Source organism: Sphingomonas sp. PAMC 26617 (genome assembly GCF_000242835.1).
Taxonomy (GTDB): domain Bacteria; phylum Pseudomonadota; class Alphaproteobacteria; order Sphingomonadales; family Sphingomonadaceae; genus Sphingomonas.
In genome coordinates this window covers 4,118,699-4,137,136 of sequence record NZ_JH594425.1, presented here as the reverse complement: position 1 = coordinate 4,137,136, position 18,438 = coordinate 4,118,699, and the positions used below count along the sequence as shown (strand labels likewise).

General features: G+C 66.8%; 16 protein-coding genes. 5 read left to right on the top strand and 11 right to left on the bottom strand.

The genetic code is table 11. The features are described 5' to 3' along the window. Position 1: 1 nt before the first annotated feature. The gene (locus RH91_RS18455) at positions 2–1,204 is read left to right on the top strand and encodes a JmjC domain-containing protein (RefSeq protein WP_010164637.1); all 1,203 of its coding nucleotides are present in this window, start codon (positions 2–4) and stop codon (positions 1,202–1,204) included. 156 nt (positions 1,205–1,360) lie between these two features. Here the strand turns inward: RH91_RS18455 and pth are convergent, their stop codons facing one another. The 4 genes from pth to RH91_RS18435 form a co-directional block, all read right to left on the bottom strand. Beyond that, a complete protein-coding gene (gene pth, locus RH91_RS18450; RefSeq protein WP_010164636.1) occupies positions 1,361–1,930 on the bottom strand; it encodes an aminoacyl-tRNA hydrolase in 570 nt (189 codons plus the stop codon). Positions 1,931–2,149: 219 nt separating this feature from the next. Next, complete coding sequence (locus RH91_RS18445; RefSeq protein WP_010164634.1) at positions 2,150–2,842, bottom strand: 50S ribosomal protein L25/general stress protein Ctc; 693 nt, start codon at positions 2,840–2,842, stop codon at positions 2,150–2,152. Between the two features lie 133 nt (positions 2,843–2,975). Beyond that, the gene (locus RH91_RS18440; RefSeq protein WP_010164632.1) at positions 2,976–3,830 is read right to left on the bottom strand and encodes a TraB/GumN family protein; all 855 of its coding nucleotides are present in this window, start codon (positions 3,828–3,830) and stop codon (positions 2,976–2,978) included. Continuing rightward, a complete protein-coding gene (locus RH91_RS18435; RefSeq protein ID WP_010164630.1) occupies positions 3,830–4,765 on the bottom strand; it encodes a TraB/GumN family protein in 936 nt (311 codons plus the stop codon). Before RH91_RS18435 ends, RH91_RS18440 begins: the two co-directional genes overlap by 1 nt. A 120-nt stretch (positions 4,766–4,885) precedes the next feature. Between RH91_RS18435 and RH91_RS18430 the strand changes: the two genes are divergently transcribed. The 4 genes from RH91_RS18430 to ppdK all read left to right on the top strand — a co-directional run bounded on the left by RH91_RS18430 (position 4,886) and on the right by ppdK (position 11,242). Further along, a complete protein-coding gene (locus RH91_RS18430; protein WP_010164628.1) occupies positions 4,886–5,782 on the top strand; it encodes a glycine--tRNA ligase subunit alpha in 897 nt (298 codons plus the stop codon). Then, entirely contained in the window at positions 5,770–6,042 is a 273-nt protein-coding gene (locus tag RH91_RS18425) for a hypothetical protein (protein ID WP_029624059.1), read from the top strand. The genes RH91_RS18430 and RH91_RS18425 overlap by 13 nt, the downstream gene beginning before the upstream one ends. Next, complete coding sequence (gene glyS, locus RH91_RS18420) at positions 6,039–8,507, top strand: glycine--tRNA ligase subunit beta (RefSeq protein WP_010164625.1); 2,469 nt, start codon at positions 6,039–6,041, stop codon at positions 8,505–8,507. Before RH91_RS18425 ends, glyS begins: the two co-directional genes overlap by 4 nt. Before the next feature lie 68 nt (positions 8,508–8,575). After that, on the top strand, positions 8,576–11,242 hold the full coding sequence (gene ppdK, locus RH91_RS18415) for a pyruvate, phosphate dikinase (protein WP_010164624.1): 2,667 nt from the start codon (positions 8,576–8,578) through the stop codon (positions 11,240–11,242). Between the two features lie 100 nt (positions 11,243–11,342). Here ppdK and RH91_RS18410 read toward each other — a convergent pair whose 3' ends face one another. The 7 genes from RH91_RS18410 to cpaB form a co-directional block, all read right to left on the bottom strand. Beyond that, complete coding sequence (locus RH91_RS18410; protein ID WP_010164623.1) at positions 11,343–11,654, bottom strand: hypothetical protein; 312 nt, start codon at positions 11,652–11,654, stop codon at positions 11,343–11,345. 68 nt (positions 11,655–11,722) lie between these two features. Then, the gene (locus RH91_RS18405; protein ID WP_010164622.1) at positions 11,723–12,715 is read right to left on the bottom strand and encodes a type II secretion system F family protein; all 993 of its coding nucleotides are present in this window, start codon (positions 12,713–12,715) and stop codon (positions 11,723–11,725) included. 2 nt (positions 12,716–12,717) lie between these two features. Next, positions 12,718–13,692: a type II secretion system F family protein gene (locus RH91_RS18400; protein ID WP_010164621.1), complete on the bottom strand. Its 975-nt coding sequence runs from the start codon at positions 13,690–13,692 to the stop codon at positions 12,718–12,720. A gap of 57 nt (positions 13,693–13,749) precedes the next feature. Further along, entirely contained in the window at positions 13,750–15,039 is a 1,290-nt protein-coding gene (locus tag RH91_RS18395) for an AAA family ATPase (RefSeq protein WP_010164620.1), read from the bottom strand. Continuing rightward, a complete protein-coding gene (locus RH91_RS18390; RefSeq protein ID WP_010164619.1) occupies positions 15,036–15,767 on the bottom strand; it encodes a CpaD family pilus assembly lipoprotein in 732 nt (243 codons plus the stop codon). Before RH91_RS18390 ends, RH91_RS18395 begins: the two co-directional genes overlap by 4 nt. A gap of 14 nt (positions 15,768–15,781) precedes the next feature. Continuing rightward, positions 15,782–17,380, bottom strand: coding sequence for a type II and III secretion system protein family protein (locus RH91_RS18385; protein WP_010164616.1), 1,599 nt, complete (start codon positions 17,378–17,380; stop codon positions 15,782–15,784). Then, the gene (gene cpaB, locus RH91_RS18380) at positions 17,380–18,429 is read right to left on the bottom strand and encodes a Flp pilus assembly protein CpaB (RefSeq protein ID WP_029624058.1); all 1,050 of its coding nucleotides are present in this window, start codon (positions 18,427–18,429) and stop codon (positions 17,380–17,382) included. Before cpaB ends, RH91_RS18385 begins: the two co-directional genes overlap by 1 nt. Positions 18,430–18,438 lie beyond the last annotated feature (9 nt).

Genomic DNA, 18,438 nt, shown 5'->3' with positions numbered 1-18,438 from the left:
CGTGGATTTTTCTCGCGTCGCCTTGCCCGATCTCGTCGCCCCGCTCGACGTCGAGACCTTCCGCTCGCACTATTGGGACCGGCAGCCGGTCCATTTGCCGAGTTCTGCCGGGGGCAGGGGTGGCCTGCTGAACTGGGACCGGTTTTCCGAACTGCTTGGCACCGGCGGGCATTGGACCGCGGCCAACCTCAAGCTGATCCTCAACAGTCGGCCGATCCTGCCGGACTTCTATCTCGACGGCGATCCCGCCGCGCCGATCGACACGCGCCGCGCGGACCCGGCGCGGGTCGATGTCTTCCTCGGCATGGGCGCGAGCCTCGTCGCGGACGACGTCGAGCGGATCGCGCCCGAGCTGCGGCGCTGGACGACGCTGCTCGGGACGGAGTTCGCGGCGCTGACCAACGCCAACGTCTATTGCTCGTTCAAGGGCGTGCAGGCGTTCGCGACGCATTACGACCTGCACGACGTATTCGCGCTCCAGTGCGAAGGCGAGAAGGTCTGGCGGATCTACCGCAACCGCGCCGAGAATCCGGTCAGCGCACCGCATGGCGGCGAGGAGGTCCAGCGCCAGATCGACGCGGCGCGGGGGGACCTGATGGCCGAAGTCCGGATGCGACCGGGCGACGTGCTGTATCTGCCGCGCGGCTGCTATCACGATGCGCTGGCGCAGGCGGGGGCGTCGCTGCACGTCAGTTTCGCGGTGGCGCCGCTCGGCGCGATGGCGCTGCTGCGCGCACTGGAAGAAGCGGCGCTGCGCGAGCCCGCGTTCCGCGCGTATCTGGCGGATGCGCGGAGCGACGCGGGCGGGCCGCTCGCGGCGCAGTTGCAGGCGCTGGCTTCGCGGCTCGGGGAGCTCGCCGCCAGCCCGTTGATTCGTGATGCGGTGATCGACGCGCAACGCGCGCGGACGCGGTCGGACTATGCCTTCACGCTGCCCGAGCGGCTAACGCTCGACAGCTATGCGCGCACGCAGCGTCCGGCGCAGATCGAATGGCACGACGCGGGTATGGTCCTGCGCACACAGAGCGGAACGCATGCGCTCGGCACGTTCGGGACGGTGGCGGACTATGCGCTGACGCGGCCGGCCTTCTCGGCGCAGGAATTGCGCGCAAGGTTCGCGCATGTTCCGGCGGAGGAGCATGCGGCGCTGCTTGCGCTACTGGTGCGCGAGCGACTGTTCGAGCGGTACACGCCGCAGGTTTAACTGGAACGGCTGAAATCCTGTCCGCTTCCCCGGCGAAGGCCGGGGCCCGGCAGCGCAGGTCGACGGATCGGAGCGCTGCCCTCGCCATGAACCGCTCGTTACTGGACCCCGGCCTTCGCCGGGGAAGAGCGAACGCAAGAGGCGGGAGAGGCGAGCCTACCGCGCCAGCCGCAACGCCACGTCGCTCATGAACCGCTGGTCATCCCCCGCCGCCAGCCACGACGCCTCCGCCGCGATCGCGCCGAGCACGTCGCTCAAGGGGTCCATCTCGACCTTGGCGTAATTGCCGAGCACATAGGGCGACACCTTGTCCTTGTGCCCGGGATGTCCAATCCCAATCCGCACGCGGCGGAACTCCTCGCCGATATGCTGCGCGGTCGAGCGGATGCCGTTATGCCCGGCGGCACCACCGCCGGTCTTCACCTTGACGCGGAACGGGTCGAGATCGAGCTCGTCGTAGAAGACGGTGACGTCGGCGGGGGTGAGCTTGTAGAAGCGCATCGCCTCGCCAATGCTGCGGCCGCTTTCGTTCATGAAGGTGGCGGGCTTGAGCAGCAGAATCTTCTCGCTGCCGATCCGGCCGTCCTGGGTCCAGCCCTGGAACGCCTTCTTGACGCTGCCGAAGGCGTGCATCTCGGCGATCGTGTCGACCGCCATGAACCCGACATTGTGCCGGTTGAGCGCATATTGCGCACCGGGATTTCCGAGACCGGCCCAGAGTTGCATGTCGTGTTCCGTCCGCCCGCTGTATCTCTCGCCCCTTCGGTTCGCGCCAAGCCGAGCAACCCCGCGTAGTGCCAGGTTTCTCGACTGCGCTCGAAACGAACGGGCAGGGAGATGCTACATCCTAAACTCAAAAAAAAGGGGACAGTCCGCCGGACGCTCGCGCCGCAGACTGTCCCCATTTCCAGCCATCTCCCCGCAAGCAGGGAGGGGCAGACAGGCTTATTCGGCCTTGTCGTCCGCGGACTTGTCGTCCTCGGCAGCGTCGTCAGCAGCTTCGGCTTCGGCTTCAGCCGACTGCGCTTCGGCAACCGCTGCTTCCAGTTCCTCGTCCGCTGCGGTCGGGACCGTCGGCGGCACGATCGTGGCGATCGCGAAATCGCGATCCGAGATCGACGGCTCGACGCCCTTGGGCAGCTTCACGTCCGAAATGTGGATCGATGCGCCGACTTCGAGGCCTGCGAGCGAGATGGTGATCTCGCCGGGGATCTCGGCTGCGTCGCAGACGACTTCGATCTCGTGACGCGTGACGTTGAGCACGCCGCCGTCCTTCTTGATGCCAGGGGCGTCGTCTTCATCGACGAACACGACGGGAACCGCGACGGTGACGGTCGAATGCGCGCCGATCCGCAGGAAGTCGACATGGACCGGACGCTCGGTGACGACGTCGAAGGTGACGTCCTTGGGCAGGGTGCGAACCTGCTGGCCACCGGCGTCGAGCATGACGACCGAATTCATGAAGTGACCCGTGTTGAGCAGACGCATCAGCGCCTTTTCCTCGACGTGGATCGACAGGGGTTCCTGCTTGTTGCCGTAGATTACGGCGGGGACGCGGCCTTCACGACGAAGCAAACGGGAGGCTCCCTTGCCAACCTGTTCGCGCGTCTCGGCTGCGAGCGTCATCTGTTCGCTCATTGCAATGCTCCGAAATACTTGATGTGGTATGTTCCGGCCAAGCCTCCAGGGATGACCCTGACCGAAGCGCGACCGCATAGGGGAAGGCGCGGCAAAAGGCAAGATGGCGGGTGGGCGGTGCCGCGTCGTGCCGTTACTCCACGCGCGCCACCCGCACGCCGTGCGCGCGCAGCAGGTCGATCACCGACCCCGGCCCCACCAGATGCCCCGCGCCGACCGCCACCAGCACGCGCCCCGGCCGCGCCATCCGCCGCAGGATCGCACTTGCCCAGCGTCTGTTGCGCTGGGCGATCAGCGGTTGCGCCAGCGTCGGGTCGCCCCGGACCAAATCGAGCGTTGCCGCCAGCGCAGCGGCATCCCCCTTCACCCACGCCGCCAGCAGCGTCTGATATCCTCGCGCAGGATCAAGCGCGTCGCGCGCCGCGTCGCGCAGCAGCGCCTTCTGCGCCGCTGCGGGCAGCCGGTCGAACAGGCGCAACTGCCCCTCGCGCGTTTCGAGCGCGCCGATCGTCCTGCCCGCAAACCGTGCGGTGAGGACGGGCTCGATCCCGCGATCCGCCGAGGCGTCGCTGCTATGCCCGCCCGCCGCGCCGATCACGAGCGCCGCGCCCCAGGTCTTATACCCCTGCAGGTCCGCTTCCGTCAGCCCCGCCGCCGCGATGCCGCGCGCGAGCACCTGTCGGTCCGCCGGTGTGACTCGCGCGGCCAGCGGCGGCAGGCCCGGCCGGCGCGCGATCGTCTCGAACTGCGCATGGGCGTCCGCGGTCGCGGGCGGGACCTCGAGGATCAGCGTATCCGCCGCGGCGATCGCGCGGGCGACCTCGGGCGTTTCCCAGCGAACGCCGGGTGGCAACGCATGGATCGTCCCGAGCAGCCAGATCGTCGTGTCGCCATCCGAGACCCGCCACAGCGCCGGTCGTGCATCGACGGGTGGCGCGCGGTCGCATCCCGCGAGCAGCGCAAGCGCCAGAGCAAGCAGCCACCGCATCAATAGCGGATGCGCACGGCTTTGAGCCGGTATTTCGCCAGTTGCGTCTGCACGCTGTCCTTGCCCGCGAGATGCCCCGCGCCGACCGCGATGAACACCGTCCCCGGCTTCTTCATCCGTTGCGCGATCCACGTCGCCCAACGCTTGTTCCGCTCGACCAGCAGGACGCGGTACAGGTTGGGCTGGCTGGTCAGGTCCTCGTTCATCAGCGCGCTCAGCCCCTCGGCGTCGCCCGCCTTCCAGCGATCGAGCATCGCGTTGATCATGCCGTCGAACTTGTCGATGTCCTGCACGCTCGACACGAGGAACGCGATCTGGTCGCCTTGCGAGAGATTGTGGAAATAGCCGAGCTGCTGCTGGAGCGTTTCGAGGCCCGCGACCGGCTTGCGCTGCGCGGCGGCGGCGGCGGTGAGTTCCGCCTCGGCGCCATTGGCGGCGCTGAACCCGGCCTTTTGCAGCGCAAGCTGCGACAGCGTCACCGCGACGAACCACGGCTCGAACTTTTCGAGCGCGGCGGGCGGAATGCCGAGCCTGGTCATCGCCGCGGCATAAGCGGCGCGGTCCCCCGCAGGCAGCTTCTGCGTCAGCGGTACGCCCGACGTATCGGTCGCGAGCGGGAGCATCACGCGCTGCGCGGTGGCCGGATCGGGCAGCGGGATCTCGAGCATCAGCTGGCCGCTCAAATCGAACGCTTTCTTCACCGCCGAATCGAACCATCCCAAATGGGGCTTGAGCGCGTGGACCGTCCCGAACAAATAGACGGTGGTGTCCTTGTCCTTCACGACCCACAAGGCGGGGTCGGCGGGGATCGTCGCCGCGTGCGGGGTGGCGGGCATCGCGACGGGCGGGGTAATGGGAGCGGTGGCGGTCTGCGCCACGGCGGGACCAGCGAGCAACAGCGCGGTCAGCGCGAAAAGGGGGCGGGTGATGGTCATGACGTTGATCCCGATGCGTGTCCGGCGGTGGCCGCCGTGCTATCGTCTAAACGCGCAGCCGTTAACAGCCTCCGATGAGGCGTTGACCCCCTTGCGGCACTGCGCCAAAGCCACCGCATCATGACCGATCGCCCGATGAGCTTCCAGCGGATGATCCTGACGCTCCATGACTATTGGAGCGACAGGGGATGCCTGATCCTGCAACCCTATGACATGGAAATGGGGGCGGGGACCTTCCATACCGCCACGACGCTGCGCGCGCTCGGCCCTAAGCCGTGGAACGCCGCCTTCGTCCAGCCATGCCGCCGCCCGACCGACGGCCGCTATGGCGAGAACCCCAACCGGCTGCAGCATTATTACCAGTATCAGGTGATCCTGAAGCCGAGTCCGGCCGATTTGCAGGAGCTGTACCTTGGGTCGCTCGCCGCGATCGGGATCGATTTCACCCGCCACGACATCCGCTTCGTCGAGGACGACTGGGAGTCGCCGACGCTGGGCGCATGGGGTCTTGGCTGGGAAGTCTGGTGCGACGGGATGGAAGTCACCCAGTTCACCTATTTCCAACAGATGGGCGGGTTCGACATGAAGCCGGTCGCGGGCGAGCTGACCTACGGGCTCGAGCGGCTCGCGATGTACATCCAGGACAAGGACAGCGTCTACGACCTCGCGTTCAACGACGCGGGCGTGACCTACGGCGAGGTGTTCCACGAGAATGAGGTCGAGATGTCGACCTGGAATTTCGAAGTGGCCGACACCGACGGCCTGTTCGATTCGTTCCGCAAGCATGTCGCCGAATGCGAGAACAGCCTCGCTGCGGGGCTGCCGATCCCGGCCTATGAGCAGGCGATCAAGGCGAGCCACGTGTTCAATCTGTTGCAGGCGCGCGGGGTCATCTCGGTCGCCGAGCGGCAGGCGTATATGGGGCGCGTGCGCGATCTCGCGAAGGGCAGCTGCCAGGCGTGGATCGAAAAGCACACGCCCGCGTGGCAGGAAGCCTATCCGGGGTGGACGGCGTGATCCGCGCCGCAGGCATGTTCTCTTTTTGTGGCTTTGTGGCTTTGTGTGAGAAGAAGGGTTTGATCACGCAAAGGCGCAAAGACGCGAAGAGCTTGCGTTTCGCAGCTGCCGTTTTGCGCGCCGGCTATGGTTTTGTTGAGCTTCGCTCGGGCAAGCCTGCCAAAGGCTATCAAACCTTCTTTTCCTTTCTCTTAGCGTCTTTGCGCCTTTGCGTGATCAAATCCTTCCTGCTCAAACCCCTCCCAACGGTGCCCGCATGACCGATTTCCTCCTCGAACTCCGCTCGGAAGAAATCCCCGCCCGGATGCAGGACTGCGCCCGCGAGGACCTCGCCAAGCTGTTCGCCGCCGAACTGGCGAAAGCCGGTCTCGCCGCGACCGAGCTCGTCACCTACGCCACCCCCCGCCGCCTCGCGCTGATCGCCCGCGGGCTCCCGACCGAGACCGCCGCGGTGTCCGAGGAAACCAAGGGCCCCAAGGCCAGCGCGCCGCCGCAGGCGCTCGAAGGCTTCCTCCGCAAGGCCGGCCTCACGCGCGAGCAGCTGGTCGAGCGGGACGGCGTGCTGTTCGCGGTGATCGAAAAGCCCGGCCGCGCCACCACCGGCGTGCTCGCGGACGCGATCCCCGCAATCATCCGCGCCTTCCCCTGGCCCAAGGCGATGCGCTGGGGCGGGGCCTCGACCACGATGGAATCGCTCCGCTGGGTCCGCCCGTTGCGGGGGATCGTCGCGCTGTTCGGCGAGGAGATCGTGCCCGTAGAGATCGCCAGCATCACCAGCGGTGCCGCCACCGTCGGGCATCGTTTCCACCATCCGGGGATTATCACGATCGGCTCGGCGGACGATTACGTCGAGAAGCTGCGCGCCTGCTATGTGATCGTCGACCAGGCCGAACGCCGCCAGATCATCGCGCTCGGCGCGACGATGGCCGCGCGCAAGGCCGGGCTCGAGCTGGTCCAGGACGAGGGGCTGTTGACCGAGAATGCTGGCCTCACCGAATGGCCGGTGCCTTTGCTTGGGCGCTTCGATGCGTCGTTCCTGAGCGTGCCGCCCGAGGTGATCCAGCTGACCGCGCGCGTGAACCAGAAGTATTTCGTGTGCCGGGATGCCGGTGGCGCGCTGGCGGATGCGTTCGTGTGTACCGCCAATATCGATGCGGTAGATGGCGGCGAGAAGATCGTCGAGGGCAACCGCAAGGTGCTCGCGGCAAGACTGTCGGATGCGAAGTTCTTCTGGGATGAAGATCAGTTCGTTTTCGCTGACGCAGAACGAAAGATCGTGGAACGCCGCAAAAAGCTCGACGAGCTCTTGCCGAAGCTCGACAATATCGTCTTCCACGAAAAGCTTGGCACGGTGGCGGACAAGGTCGCCCGAGTAGCGAAACTGGCAAGATGGCTGGTTGAAGAGGGCATCGTAAAGCCCCTCCCCTTCAGGGGAGGGGTTGGGGGTGGGGCCGTGCCTTCTTCCAGCGGCATGCCTGCTGAACTGCCCCACCCCAACCCCTCCCCTGAAGGGGAGGGGCTAAAGGCAGAACTGGCAGACCTCGCCTACCGCGCAGCCCAGCTCTGCAAGGCGGATCTCGTCACCGGCATGGTCGGCGAATTCCCCGAGCTCCAAGGCCTGATGGGCGGCTATTACGCCGCCGCCCAAGGCGAAGACCCCCGCGTCGCCGCCGCGATCCGCGATCACTATAAGCCGGTCGGGCAGGGCGATGACGTGCCGACCGATCCGGTGACGGTGGCGGTGTCGCTGGCGGACAAGCTGGATACGATTGCAGCGTTTTTCGCCGTTGGTGAGAAACCGACGGGATCCAAAGATCCTTTCGCGCTTCGTCGCGCTGCATTGGGCGTGATATCGACCTTGCTTACGGGCAATATTCGGTTTTCGCTGAACGATGCTGTCGCCGCTGCTACGTGGCAGTGGCCTATGGCTAGTGTACGAAACCAGGTTGGTCGCGCGTCCCAACGTTTTGACGAACTTCGGCGACTTTTGAACCCGGATGCCAAAGCGGCTGAGGCATTTTTTAGAGCTGAATTGGAAGCGGCTGCCGAGGAGGTCGAGCAGGACGAGATCAAGGTATCAGAGAGATTGGCCAAGTCAGTTGTTGCGACGGTCGACTTCTTTGCCGACCGCCTCAAGGTGCAGCAACGCGAAGCCGGCGTCCGTCACGACCTGATCGACGCGGTGTTCGCGCTCGGTGGGGAGGATGATCTTGTTCGCCTGCTCGCGCGGGTGCATGCGTTGCAGAAGTTCATCGGCACCGAGGATGGCACCAACCTCCTCGCAGGCTACAAACGCGCCGCGAATATCTTGAAGAAAGAGGGCGTTCCTTCTTCTCCCTCTCCCCTCCGGGGAGAGGGCCGGGGAGAGGGGGACGCATCCGCCCGCGTTTCGCTCGATAACGCAGTACAGCCCCTCTCCCCGACCCTCTCCCCTGAAGGGGAGAGGGAGAAGGTTTCGCTGTCCTACACGTCCGAACCGGCAGAAACCGCGCTCGCCACCGCCCTCGACTCCGCCGAACCCGCTGCCACAGCCGCGATCGAACGCGAGGTCTTCGAAGCCGCGATGGCAGCACTCGCGAGCTTGCGGGCACCGATCGATTCGTTCTTTGAAACCGTGATCGTCAACGACCCTGTCCCTGAAAAGCGCACGGCCCGTCTCGCGCTGCTCGCACGCGTTCGCGCTGCAGTGCACAATGTCGCAGACTTTTCGCGGATCGAGGGATGATGCGAACGCGTTAGACCTATCTTTCCAATCGCCTCCCCAGCGAATGCAACCTGTTAGAGGGAAGACGCATGACTCAGTACGTATACCGCTTCGGCGGCGGGGTATCCGACGGTGGCAAGGGCGACCGGAATTTGCTGGGGGGCAAGGGCGCGAATCTGGCGGAGATGGCATCGATCGGCCTGCCGGTCCCGCCGGGCTTCACCATCTCGACCGATTTCTGCGCGGTCTATTACGATGAAGGCGGCCAGTTCCCGCAGGGCCTCCGCGACGAGGTCGCGACCGGGATCGCGCATATCGAGGGCATCACCGGCAAGGTCTTCGGCGACGCCGCGGACCCGCTGCTCGTCTCGGTCCGGAGCGGCGCGCGCGCGTCGATGCCGGGGATGATGGACACGGTGCTCAACCTCGGGCTCAACGACCAGACCGTCGAGGGCCTCGCCGCGACATCGGGCGACGCGCGTTTCGCGTGGGACAGCTACCGCCGTTTCATCCAGATGTATTCGGACGTGGTGCTCGAACTCGACCACGGCGCCTTCGAGGAAGCGCTTGAAATCGCAAAGGAAGATCGCGGCTATTTCCTCGACACCGATCTCAGCGCGGACGACCTGCGGGCGCTCGTTGCCGAGTACAAAGGCCTGGTCGAGCAGCAATGGGGCAAGCCCTTCCCGCAGGACGTGCATGACCAATTGTGGGGCGCGGTCGGCGCGGTGTTCGGTTCGTGGCAGTCGGAACGCGCGAAAGTCTATCGCCGCCTCAACGACATCCCGGCAAGCTGGGGCACCGCGGTCAACATCCAGGCGATGGTGTTCGGCAACATGGGCGAGACTTCGGCGACCGGCGTCGCCTTCACCCGCGATCCCTCGATCGGCACGCGCGCCTATTACGGCGAGTTCCTGATCAACGCGCAAGGCGAGGACGTCGTCGCCGGCATCCGCACCCCGCAATATCTGACCGTCGCCGCTCGCGAGGCCGCCGGTGCCAAGCCCGCTTCGATGGAAGAGGCGATGCCCACGGTGTACGGCGAGCTCGCCAAGGTGTTCGACCTGCTCGAGACGCATTACCGCGACATGCAGGACATCGAGTTCACGGTGCAGCAGGGCAAGCTGTGGATGCTCCAGACGCGCTCGGGCAAGCGCACCGCCAAGGCCGCGCTCAAGATCGCGGTCGACATGGCGAACGAGGGGCTGATCACGCGCGAGGAAGCGGTCGCGCGGATCGACCCGATGGCGCTCGACCAGTTACTCCACCCGACGCTCGACCCCAAGGCGACGCGCGACGTTCTGACCAAGGGGTTGCCCGCATCGCCGGGTGCCGCCTCGGGCCATGCGGTGTTCGACAGCGACACCGCCGAGAAGCGCTCGAATGCTGGCGATTCGGTGATCCTGATCCGTACCGAGACGTCGCCTGAGGACATTCACGGAATGCACGCTGCGCGCGGCATCCTCACCGCGCGCGGCGGGATGACCAGCCACGCGGCAGTCGTCGCGCGCGGCATGGGGCGTCCGTGCGTCTCGGGCGCGGGGTCGATTGCGATCGATGCCAAGGCGGGCACGATGCGGGTCGGCGAGCGCATGATCAAGGCGGGCGACATGGTGACGATCGACGGCACCACCGGCGAGGTGATGGCGGGCGAAGTCCCGACCGTGCAGCCCGAACTGTCGGGCGATTTCGCGGCGTTGATGGTCTGGGCGGACGGCGTCCGCCGTCTCAAGGTCCGCGCCAACGCCGAGACCCCGCTCGACGCCAAGGTCGCGCGCGAGTTCGGTGCGGAAGGGATCGGCCTGTGCCGGACAGAGCACATGTTCTTCGATGCCGAGCGCATCACCAACGTCCGCCAGATGATCCTGGCCGAGGACGAAGCGGGCCGCCGCACCGCGCTCGACAAGCTGTTGCCGGAGCAACGCGCCGATTTCGTCCAGTTGTTCGAGGTGATGGCGGGGTTGCCGGTGACGATCCGGCTGCTCGATCCACCGCTGCATGAATTCCTGCCGCACGAGGAATCCGAGTTCGCCGACGTGGCGGCGGCGGCGGGGATCGCGGTCGACGTGCTCAAGCGGCGCGCGCAGGAGTTGCACGAGTTCAACCCGATGCTCGGGCATCGCGGCTGCCGGCTGGGCGTGACCTATCCCGAAATCTACGAGATGCAGGCGCGCGCGATCTTCGAGGCGGCGGTCGATGTCGCGCAGCGCTCGGGCGCGGCGCCGATCCCCGAGGTGATGATCCCGCTGGTCGGCACAAGGCGCGAGCTCGAGCTGATGAAGGCGGTCGTCGACAAGGCTGCGCAGATCGTGTTCGAGCAGACCGGCACGACGCTCGACTATCACGTCGGGACGATGATCGAGCTCCCGCGCGCCTGCCTGATGGCGGACGAGATCGCCGAGGTCGGCGCATTCTTCTCGTTCGGGACCAACGATCTGACGCAGACCACCTTGGGCGTCAGCCGTGACGATGCGGCGCGGTTCCTCGGGACCTATGTCGAGCGGGGCATCTACGCGCGCGACCCGTTCGTCAGCCTCGACGTCGAGGGTGTGGGGCAATTGATCGCGATGGCGGCGGAACGCGGGCGCAAGACGCGGCCGGACATCAAGCTCGGCATCTGCGGCGAGCATGGCGGCGATCCGGCGAGCATCGCCTTCTGCGAGAAGGTCGGGCTCGATTACGTCTCGGCCTCGCCGTACCGCGTGCCGATCGCGCGGCTGGCGGCGGCGCAGGCGGCGCTGGCGAAGCGCGACTGAGGCTTGCTCCCGTCACCCCGGTGAAGGCCGGGGCCGGCCGGATAGTTCGCGTTGCCGGCGTTCCTGACGAGACCCTGCGGCCCCCGCCTTCTTAAGCCCGTCAGATCCCGTCGTGCGGGGGCAGCGCCGCCGGGCGGGCCGCAGCAGATGCCCGCAACGCGGCGATCGTGCGTTCGGCATCGGCCTGGTCGTGCCGCAGCACTTCCGCCTCGCGCGCGAGGTCGGTCGCGCGCTGGTTGGCGGCGCGCAGCCGGTCCTCGGCATCGTCGTGATAGGTGGTGTAGCTGTCCGCCTGCTCACGCAGCCGGCGCTTGTACTTGCGCGGGCTGGGCGCGCTCGCATAGCCGATCAGCCAGCCGGCAAGCAGGACAACGGCAAGCAGCACGAACTGTTCTGGCGTCGTGAAGGGCATCGCGGATCCTCTCCCGGTTCAGTTTCGCGGACGATCCTGACGACGTGCGCCGCCGGGAGCAAGCGCCGCTATTTGAACGCGTCGGCGATCGAACAGGCCGCCGGGCCGAGAATGACGATGAACAGCGTTGGCAGGATGAACAGGATCAGCGGGATCGTCATGATCGCGGGCAGCCGCGCGGCCTTTTCCTCCGCGCGCATCATGCGTTCATTGCGGAATTCGGCCGACAGCACGCGCAACGCCGAGGCGAGCGGCGTCCCGTATTTCTCGGTCTGCACCATGGTCGTGACCACACCCTTGACCGCATCGAGCTTCACGCGCGAGGCGAGGTTCTCGAACGCCTGCCGCCGCTCGGCAAGGAAGCCGAGCTCGATCGCGGTCAGCGTGAACTCGTCGCCGAGCTCGGGGTAGGCCTTGCCCAGTTCGCGCGCGACTCGGTTGAACGCGGCGTCGACGGTCAGGCCCGCCTCGGCGCAGATGACGAGCAGGTCGAGCGCGTCGGGCAGGCCCTTCTGGATCGCCTTGGAGCGTTTCGAGATCTTGTTGTCGAGATAGAGGTCGGGAGCCTTGTACGACACGACGAAGTTGATCGCGACGATCGCGTACATCTTCCACGGCGTCCAGTTTGCTAACATGCCGCTGCCATAGACGAGGTACAGCACCAGCACGCCCCAGGTCAGCGGCAGCACCAGCCGGCCGAAAATGACCGCGACCGCATATTCCTTCGAGCGGATCCCGGCCTGCATCAGCTTGATCTGCGCGGCCTTGACCTGGCTGTCCTGCAGCACCTTGAGGTTCGACAGGACGCTCTTGATGCGGTCGGTCGTCTCGTTCTTGGTGACCAGCTTGGCGCGGCGCTTGGTCGAGGCGGTGATCCCCGCCTTCAGCTGTTCGCGCCGGTCGTTGAGTGCCTTGACGCGCTTGGTCATCGGGTCGCGCACGGTGGTGACGGCGTAGATCGCGAGCAACACCATGAACGCCGCAACCCCCGCGAGCAGCGTCGCCACGGTATAGACGTCGATGCCGAGGACCATCGGGCCGGCGGAGGAAGCTGGGTTCATCGTTAAATCTCGAAACTGACCATGCGGCTCATGATGAACGCGCCCATTCCCATCCACAGCATGCCGATCCCGCCGGTCACCATCAGCCTCTGGTCGATGAAGAAGTTCGCCATGTACGGCGGATTGATCATCCAGATCAGCGTGAAGACGATGAACGGCAGCGACCCGACGATATAGGCGGACGCCTTCGATTCCGACGACATCGCCTTGATCTTGAGCTTCATCTGCCCGCGCATGCGCAGCACCGTGGCGAGGTTGGCGAGCGTTTCGGCAAGATTGCCGCCGGTCTCGCGCTGGATCGCGATGGTGATGCAGAAGAACTGGAATTCAGGCGTGCCGAGCCGGTCGGCGGTGTCCTGCAACGCCGCGTCCATCGTCCGGCCGATCTTCATCTTGTCGGTGATCGCCTTGAACTCGACCCCGACCGGGCCGTCGACCTCGTTCGCGACGACCGAGATCGTCTCGGTGATCGGCAGGCCCGAGCGCAGGCCGCGGACGAGCAATTCGATCGCGTCGGGGAATTTCGAGGTGAACTTGTTGATGCGCCGCTTGATCGTGAAGCCGACGACCATGTGCGGCACGCCCGCGCCGACCACCACGCCGAGCAGCAGCGCGAGCAGGAGCGGCAGGCCGAGAATCGCGAACAGCAGCGTGATCCCGACCACCGCGCCCAGCGTCGCCATGCCATATTGGCCGACCGTCCAGGTCTTGCCGGTCATCGCGAGCCGCTTCTTGAGCAGTGCCGGGTTGGGCAGGAACCGCGCGGCGGCGACGTCCATCCGGTTGCTGCGCGCCTGCGAGATGCGCCGCAACTGCGCATCCGCGAGGACGTTGGCCGACCCGCTGTGGCGCGCGCGCAAAGCGCCGAGGCGGCGCGAACCCGCGCGTTCCGCATTGGGCCCGGCAAGGGCGAACGCCATCAGCAGAAGCACGACGATCGCACCTATACCCAGCGATAGGACCGGCATCAGTTGCATGGCGCTATCAAGCTCCCCGCAGCGTTACGATCGCGTTTACGGCGCCTGGGATCGGCGTCATTTCTTCTTCGCCGGCTTGGACAGCATCGCCTTCAGGTCGAACTTGCCGATCAGCGACGTGCCCTTTGCGGCGGGCTTGGCGTTGCCGGCGCTGTCGATCGATTCAGCGGAATCGCCGACCGCCATCAGCTTGGTCGCGAGGTCGGCGAGCGGCTGGACCGTCTTCGAATTCTTCCCCACCTCGGCCATCGGCTTTCCAAGCTTCGCGGCCTGCGCCGCGAGCTTCTGGTCGAACGGGATCGCGAAATCGATCTTGCGTTCGATCGACCCCTCGAAGTCCTTCCGGCTGATCTCGAGCTGGGCGGCGACCTGGAGCTTGTTCGCGACGACCACGACCTGCGTCTGCGGCGCGTTCGACTTGAGCCACGACAGCAGCCGGATCGTGTCGCGCGCGGCGGCAAGCGTCAGCTCGGTGACGATCACCGCAACCTGGATGTCGGTCATCAGATGCGGATGCTGGACGAGCATGCCGCGCGGCAGATCGACGATCGTGCATTCGAACGCGGCGCGCATCTCCTCCTGCAACTGGTAGAAGGCCGTGCCGTCGGTCATCACGGGGACGCTGATCGGTGCCTCGGCGGACAGCACCGACAGGCGCTCGCTCGCCTTGACCATCGCGCGTTCGATGAACAGCCCGTCGATCCGGCTCGGATTGTCGATCGCGTCGGTCAGGCCGCGCCCGGGTTCGAGGTCGAGCGCGAGCGCGCCCGTCCCGAAATGGACGTCGAGATCGAGCAGCGCGGTCGTCCGCGCGCCTTTCTCGCTCATCATCCACGCGATCGAGGTCGCGACGCTCGATGCGCCGACCCCGCCCCGCGCGCCGATGAAGCACGTCGAGATATGCGGGCGCTCGGTCGATGCCTCGACCGTCTTGGGCGCATTGAGCATCGCCTGCGCGTGCGTGAAGGCGTCGCGCAGCATGTCGGGGCTGAGCGGCTTGAGGAGATAGTCCTGGATGCCGCTGACGACGAGGTCGCGGTACAGGCGCACGTCATTGACCTGGCCCGCCGCGATCACGACCGTGCCGGGCTCGCACACTTCGGCGAGCGCGTTGATGTCGTTGAGCGGATCGCCGCTTTCGGACAGGTCGACGAACAGGATCTGCGGGGAGGCGGAGACCGACAGCGATTGGACCGCGTTGCGCAGGCCGCCCTTGTTCACCTTTTCGGGTGGCCAGCCCATTTCGACCGCGACCGGGCGCAGCGTCTCGGCGGTGGTTTCGTCGCAGACATAGGCGGCGAACGGATCGCGCGTTCCTACGCGCGCTGGGTTGAAGGGTGCGTTCACTTGCTGCCGCCTCCGCTGCTTTCCGCCTTGATGATCGTGCCACCGCCACCGGTCGGCGCGGCCTTGCGATACAGGTCGATCGCGCGGCCGGCGGTTGCCTGGTCGGTGATCGCATGGCCGGTCTGGCCGCGGACCAGATCAGCCGGGCTGGCGACCATCGCGGCGATGTTCGAATTGATCGCGCAGCCCTGGTTGGAGGAGGTGTTGCTCTCGAACTCGGGGGAGCGCACGCGGCTGAAATCGGGACAGCCCGGGACCGTCGCGGTCATCCGGCTGATGACGATGCGGGCCGTGCCGGGCTGGACCGGGGAGGTAGTGAGCGGTGTGTCGCCCGTCACCATCAAGCCGTAGCGCGCGGTTTCGGCGGCAACGACATCGCGCACGGTGTCGCCATAGCCGCCGGGGCCATAGGAGCCGGGATCCTCGATCGCGACCGTATCGCCATAGCCGCCGGGGCCATAGGAGCCGGGATCCTCGATCGCGACCGTATCGCCATAGCCAAGCCGGAGCGATGCCATCCAGCTCGCAAGCCGCTGGCGTTCGCCGGGGGCGAGACCGTCCGGCGTCGTGGTGACGTCGAGCGCGTAGCTAGACCGGCTCACGACCGGCTGGTGGACCGATTCTAGCCCGCGGTTCTTCGTTCCGGCGCACCCCGTGAGGAGGAGTGCGGGGAGCAGTGCCGGTAGCAGGGCGGCTGCGAGCGCGCGTGGACGCGTATCCGTGATCATGATCTCGGGAGCCCTTAATTGAGGTTGAAGCCGGGGGCGGCGGATTCGCCCCGCTTGGCTGGGGCGCGCGTCGGCGCGGCGGGCAGGGCGGGGACCGTTGCCGCCGGACGCGGGTCCGCCGGTTTGGCGGGTGGTGGAACCGCGCCCATTTCGCCGGGGCCCGAATAGGTCGGCGCAGCGGGCGCCATCCGGGGCTTGGGACGTTCCCCACCGGTAGTCCCGCCGCCGAGCTGCCCGAACAGCACGCGATCGAGATCGGTCGGTGCCTTGATCCCGTCGGTCGGCAGGACGATGTCGTTCGCGTTGACCGGCTTGACCAGATACGGCGTGATCACGATCACCAGTTCGGTCTCGTTCCGCTGGAACGCGTTCGACCGGAACAGCGCACCGATGATCGGGACGTCGGCGGCACCCGGTGCCTTGGTGAACGTGTTGTTGTGGCTGTTCTGGAGCAGGCCGGCGATCATCATGCTCTGGCCCGAGCCGAGCTCGACCGTCGTTTCCGCCCGGCGGGTGGTCAGCGCGGGTATGGTCGTGCCCGCGATCGTCACCGCGCCATCGGAGGTCAGCTGCGACACCTCGGGGCGGACCCGCAACGAAATGCGCCCGTCCGCGAGCACCGTCGGCGTATAGGCGAGGCTGACGCCATATTGCTTGTACTCGACCGAGACCGCGCCAAGCCCCTGGCTCAGCGGGATCGGGATTTCGCCGCCTGCGAGGAAGGAGCCGGTTTCGCCCGAGATCGCGGTGATATTTGGGTTGGCGAGGGTCGAGACCTGGCCGTCGGTTTCGCCCAGGTCGAGCGACGTCAGCAGATCCATGCCGAGCAGATGTCCGGCCAGACCGAAGCTCGTGCCGGCGGCCGTCCCGCCCGGAAACTTGAACAGGGAGTTGCCAGGGCGCGCGCCGTTCTCGTCGACCGGGGCATTCGGCAGACCGGGCACGCCCGGGACCGTCGAGATCGATCCCTGCCGCCCCTGGCTGACGCCGAACAGCACGTTGCCGCCGCCGCGGTTGGTCAGGTTGACCCCCAGGTTCTTGACGAAACTGCGGCTCACCTCGGCGATGCGGACCTGCAGATTGACCTGCAGCGGCGTTGCGGTGCCGAGCCGGGACAGAACCTTGGTCGCATCCCCCACATAGGCCTGCACCAGGCGGGTTGCTTCCGCGCCGTCCTCGGGGCCGGAGACGGTGCCGGTCAGCAGCACGAGGCCGTTCATCGGCGTCGCGACGATCTTCGCCTCGGGCATCGCGATGCTAAGCATCTGCTGGATCGAATCGAAGTTGTTGCCGACGCGGACCGTCGCCGAATAAACGACCGCGCCGCTCTTGCTCGTCGCCGAGATCGTGGTTTCGCCTGCGCCCTTGCCGAAGATGTAGAGCTGGGTCGGCGAGCGGACCTGCACGTCGGCGATCTTGTCGTCGGCGACGAACACGTCGCTCATCGGCCGGACGAGCGTGACGAGCCGTCCGCGCCCGGTGTTGAGCTGGAAGACCGGCGTGGTCGCGCTCGCACCGGTCTGTGCGGGGGCGATGGCGGGCAGGGTGCCCAGGCTGGCCGCGACCAGCGCGGCGGCGAGCGTCCAGCCGCCCGAGATCGAAACGCTACGCATTACTTCTTCCCCTCGACGGCAACCGCCGTCACCGAATTGCCCCGTGCGATCCGGACCATCGGGCCGCTGCTGGCCGCGCCCGGGAAGGTCGCCGCCGATGCGACCGGCGCGCCGCCACCGACGCCGCCGCCGCCACTCATGCCACCGGACGGTTCGGCCGCCTTGCCGGGCACCGTGCGCCGCTGGAACCGCGACACGTCCGCCCCGGTCGCGAGCGAGCTGCTCCCGGCGGAGGGCGCGCTCGAGATACGGGTCAGCATTGCCTTTTCGGCCTTGGGATCATCGGGCATCGACACGTCGCCGCTGGCGATCGCCTGCTCCAGCTCGGTGCTGTTGTCCGCGATCGAGCGCAGCGACAGCGACAGCGCGCCGAGCGTCTGCGCGACCGCGATCTGCTCGGCGATCTTGGGCGTCGCCTCGATCGTCACGTTGGAAAAGGTGTGGACCACGGTCTTGCCGTCATCGCCTGCGGCATTGTCGGTCCGCTGATCGGTCGCGAGGACGCGCAGGTTGCGCATGATCGTCTCGGCGGCCTTGAGCGGCGGGCCATCGCCACCGCCAGCGACGGTCTGCGTCAGGATCAGGTCGACCCGGTCGCCCGGGAAGACGAAGCCCGCGACGCTGGTGGTCGCTTCCACCGGCACGGTGACCGCGCGCATCCCCGGCCCGAGCGCTGCCGCCAGGAAGCCGCGGTCGCCCGGCTTGACCAGCGCGCCCTGCGTCAGCGGCTGGCCCGCGGTGATCGCGTTGCGCACCACGGTGCCGGCGAGGGACTTGGGGTCGAACCCGGGCTTCTTGATGAAATAGACGTTCTGGACGAGGTCCTTAGGCCACGGCTGATAGCGCAGCGAGGTCGCGTCGAGGATCGTGCCGACCGGCAGCGCCTTGGTCGCGACGAGCACGTCCGGGCCGTCGGGCGCGGCCGCGACGACCGCCATCGCGGCGGATTGCGGCGCCGGACTGCCCATGAGGAGCGACCGCGCCATGAACGCCGTGATCGCCGCTACGATCAGCGCTCCCACCAGCAATAGGATCTTACGACTATCCATTTCCGACCT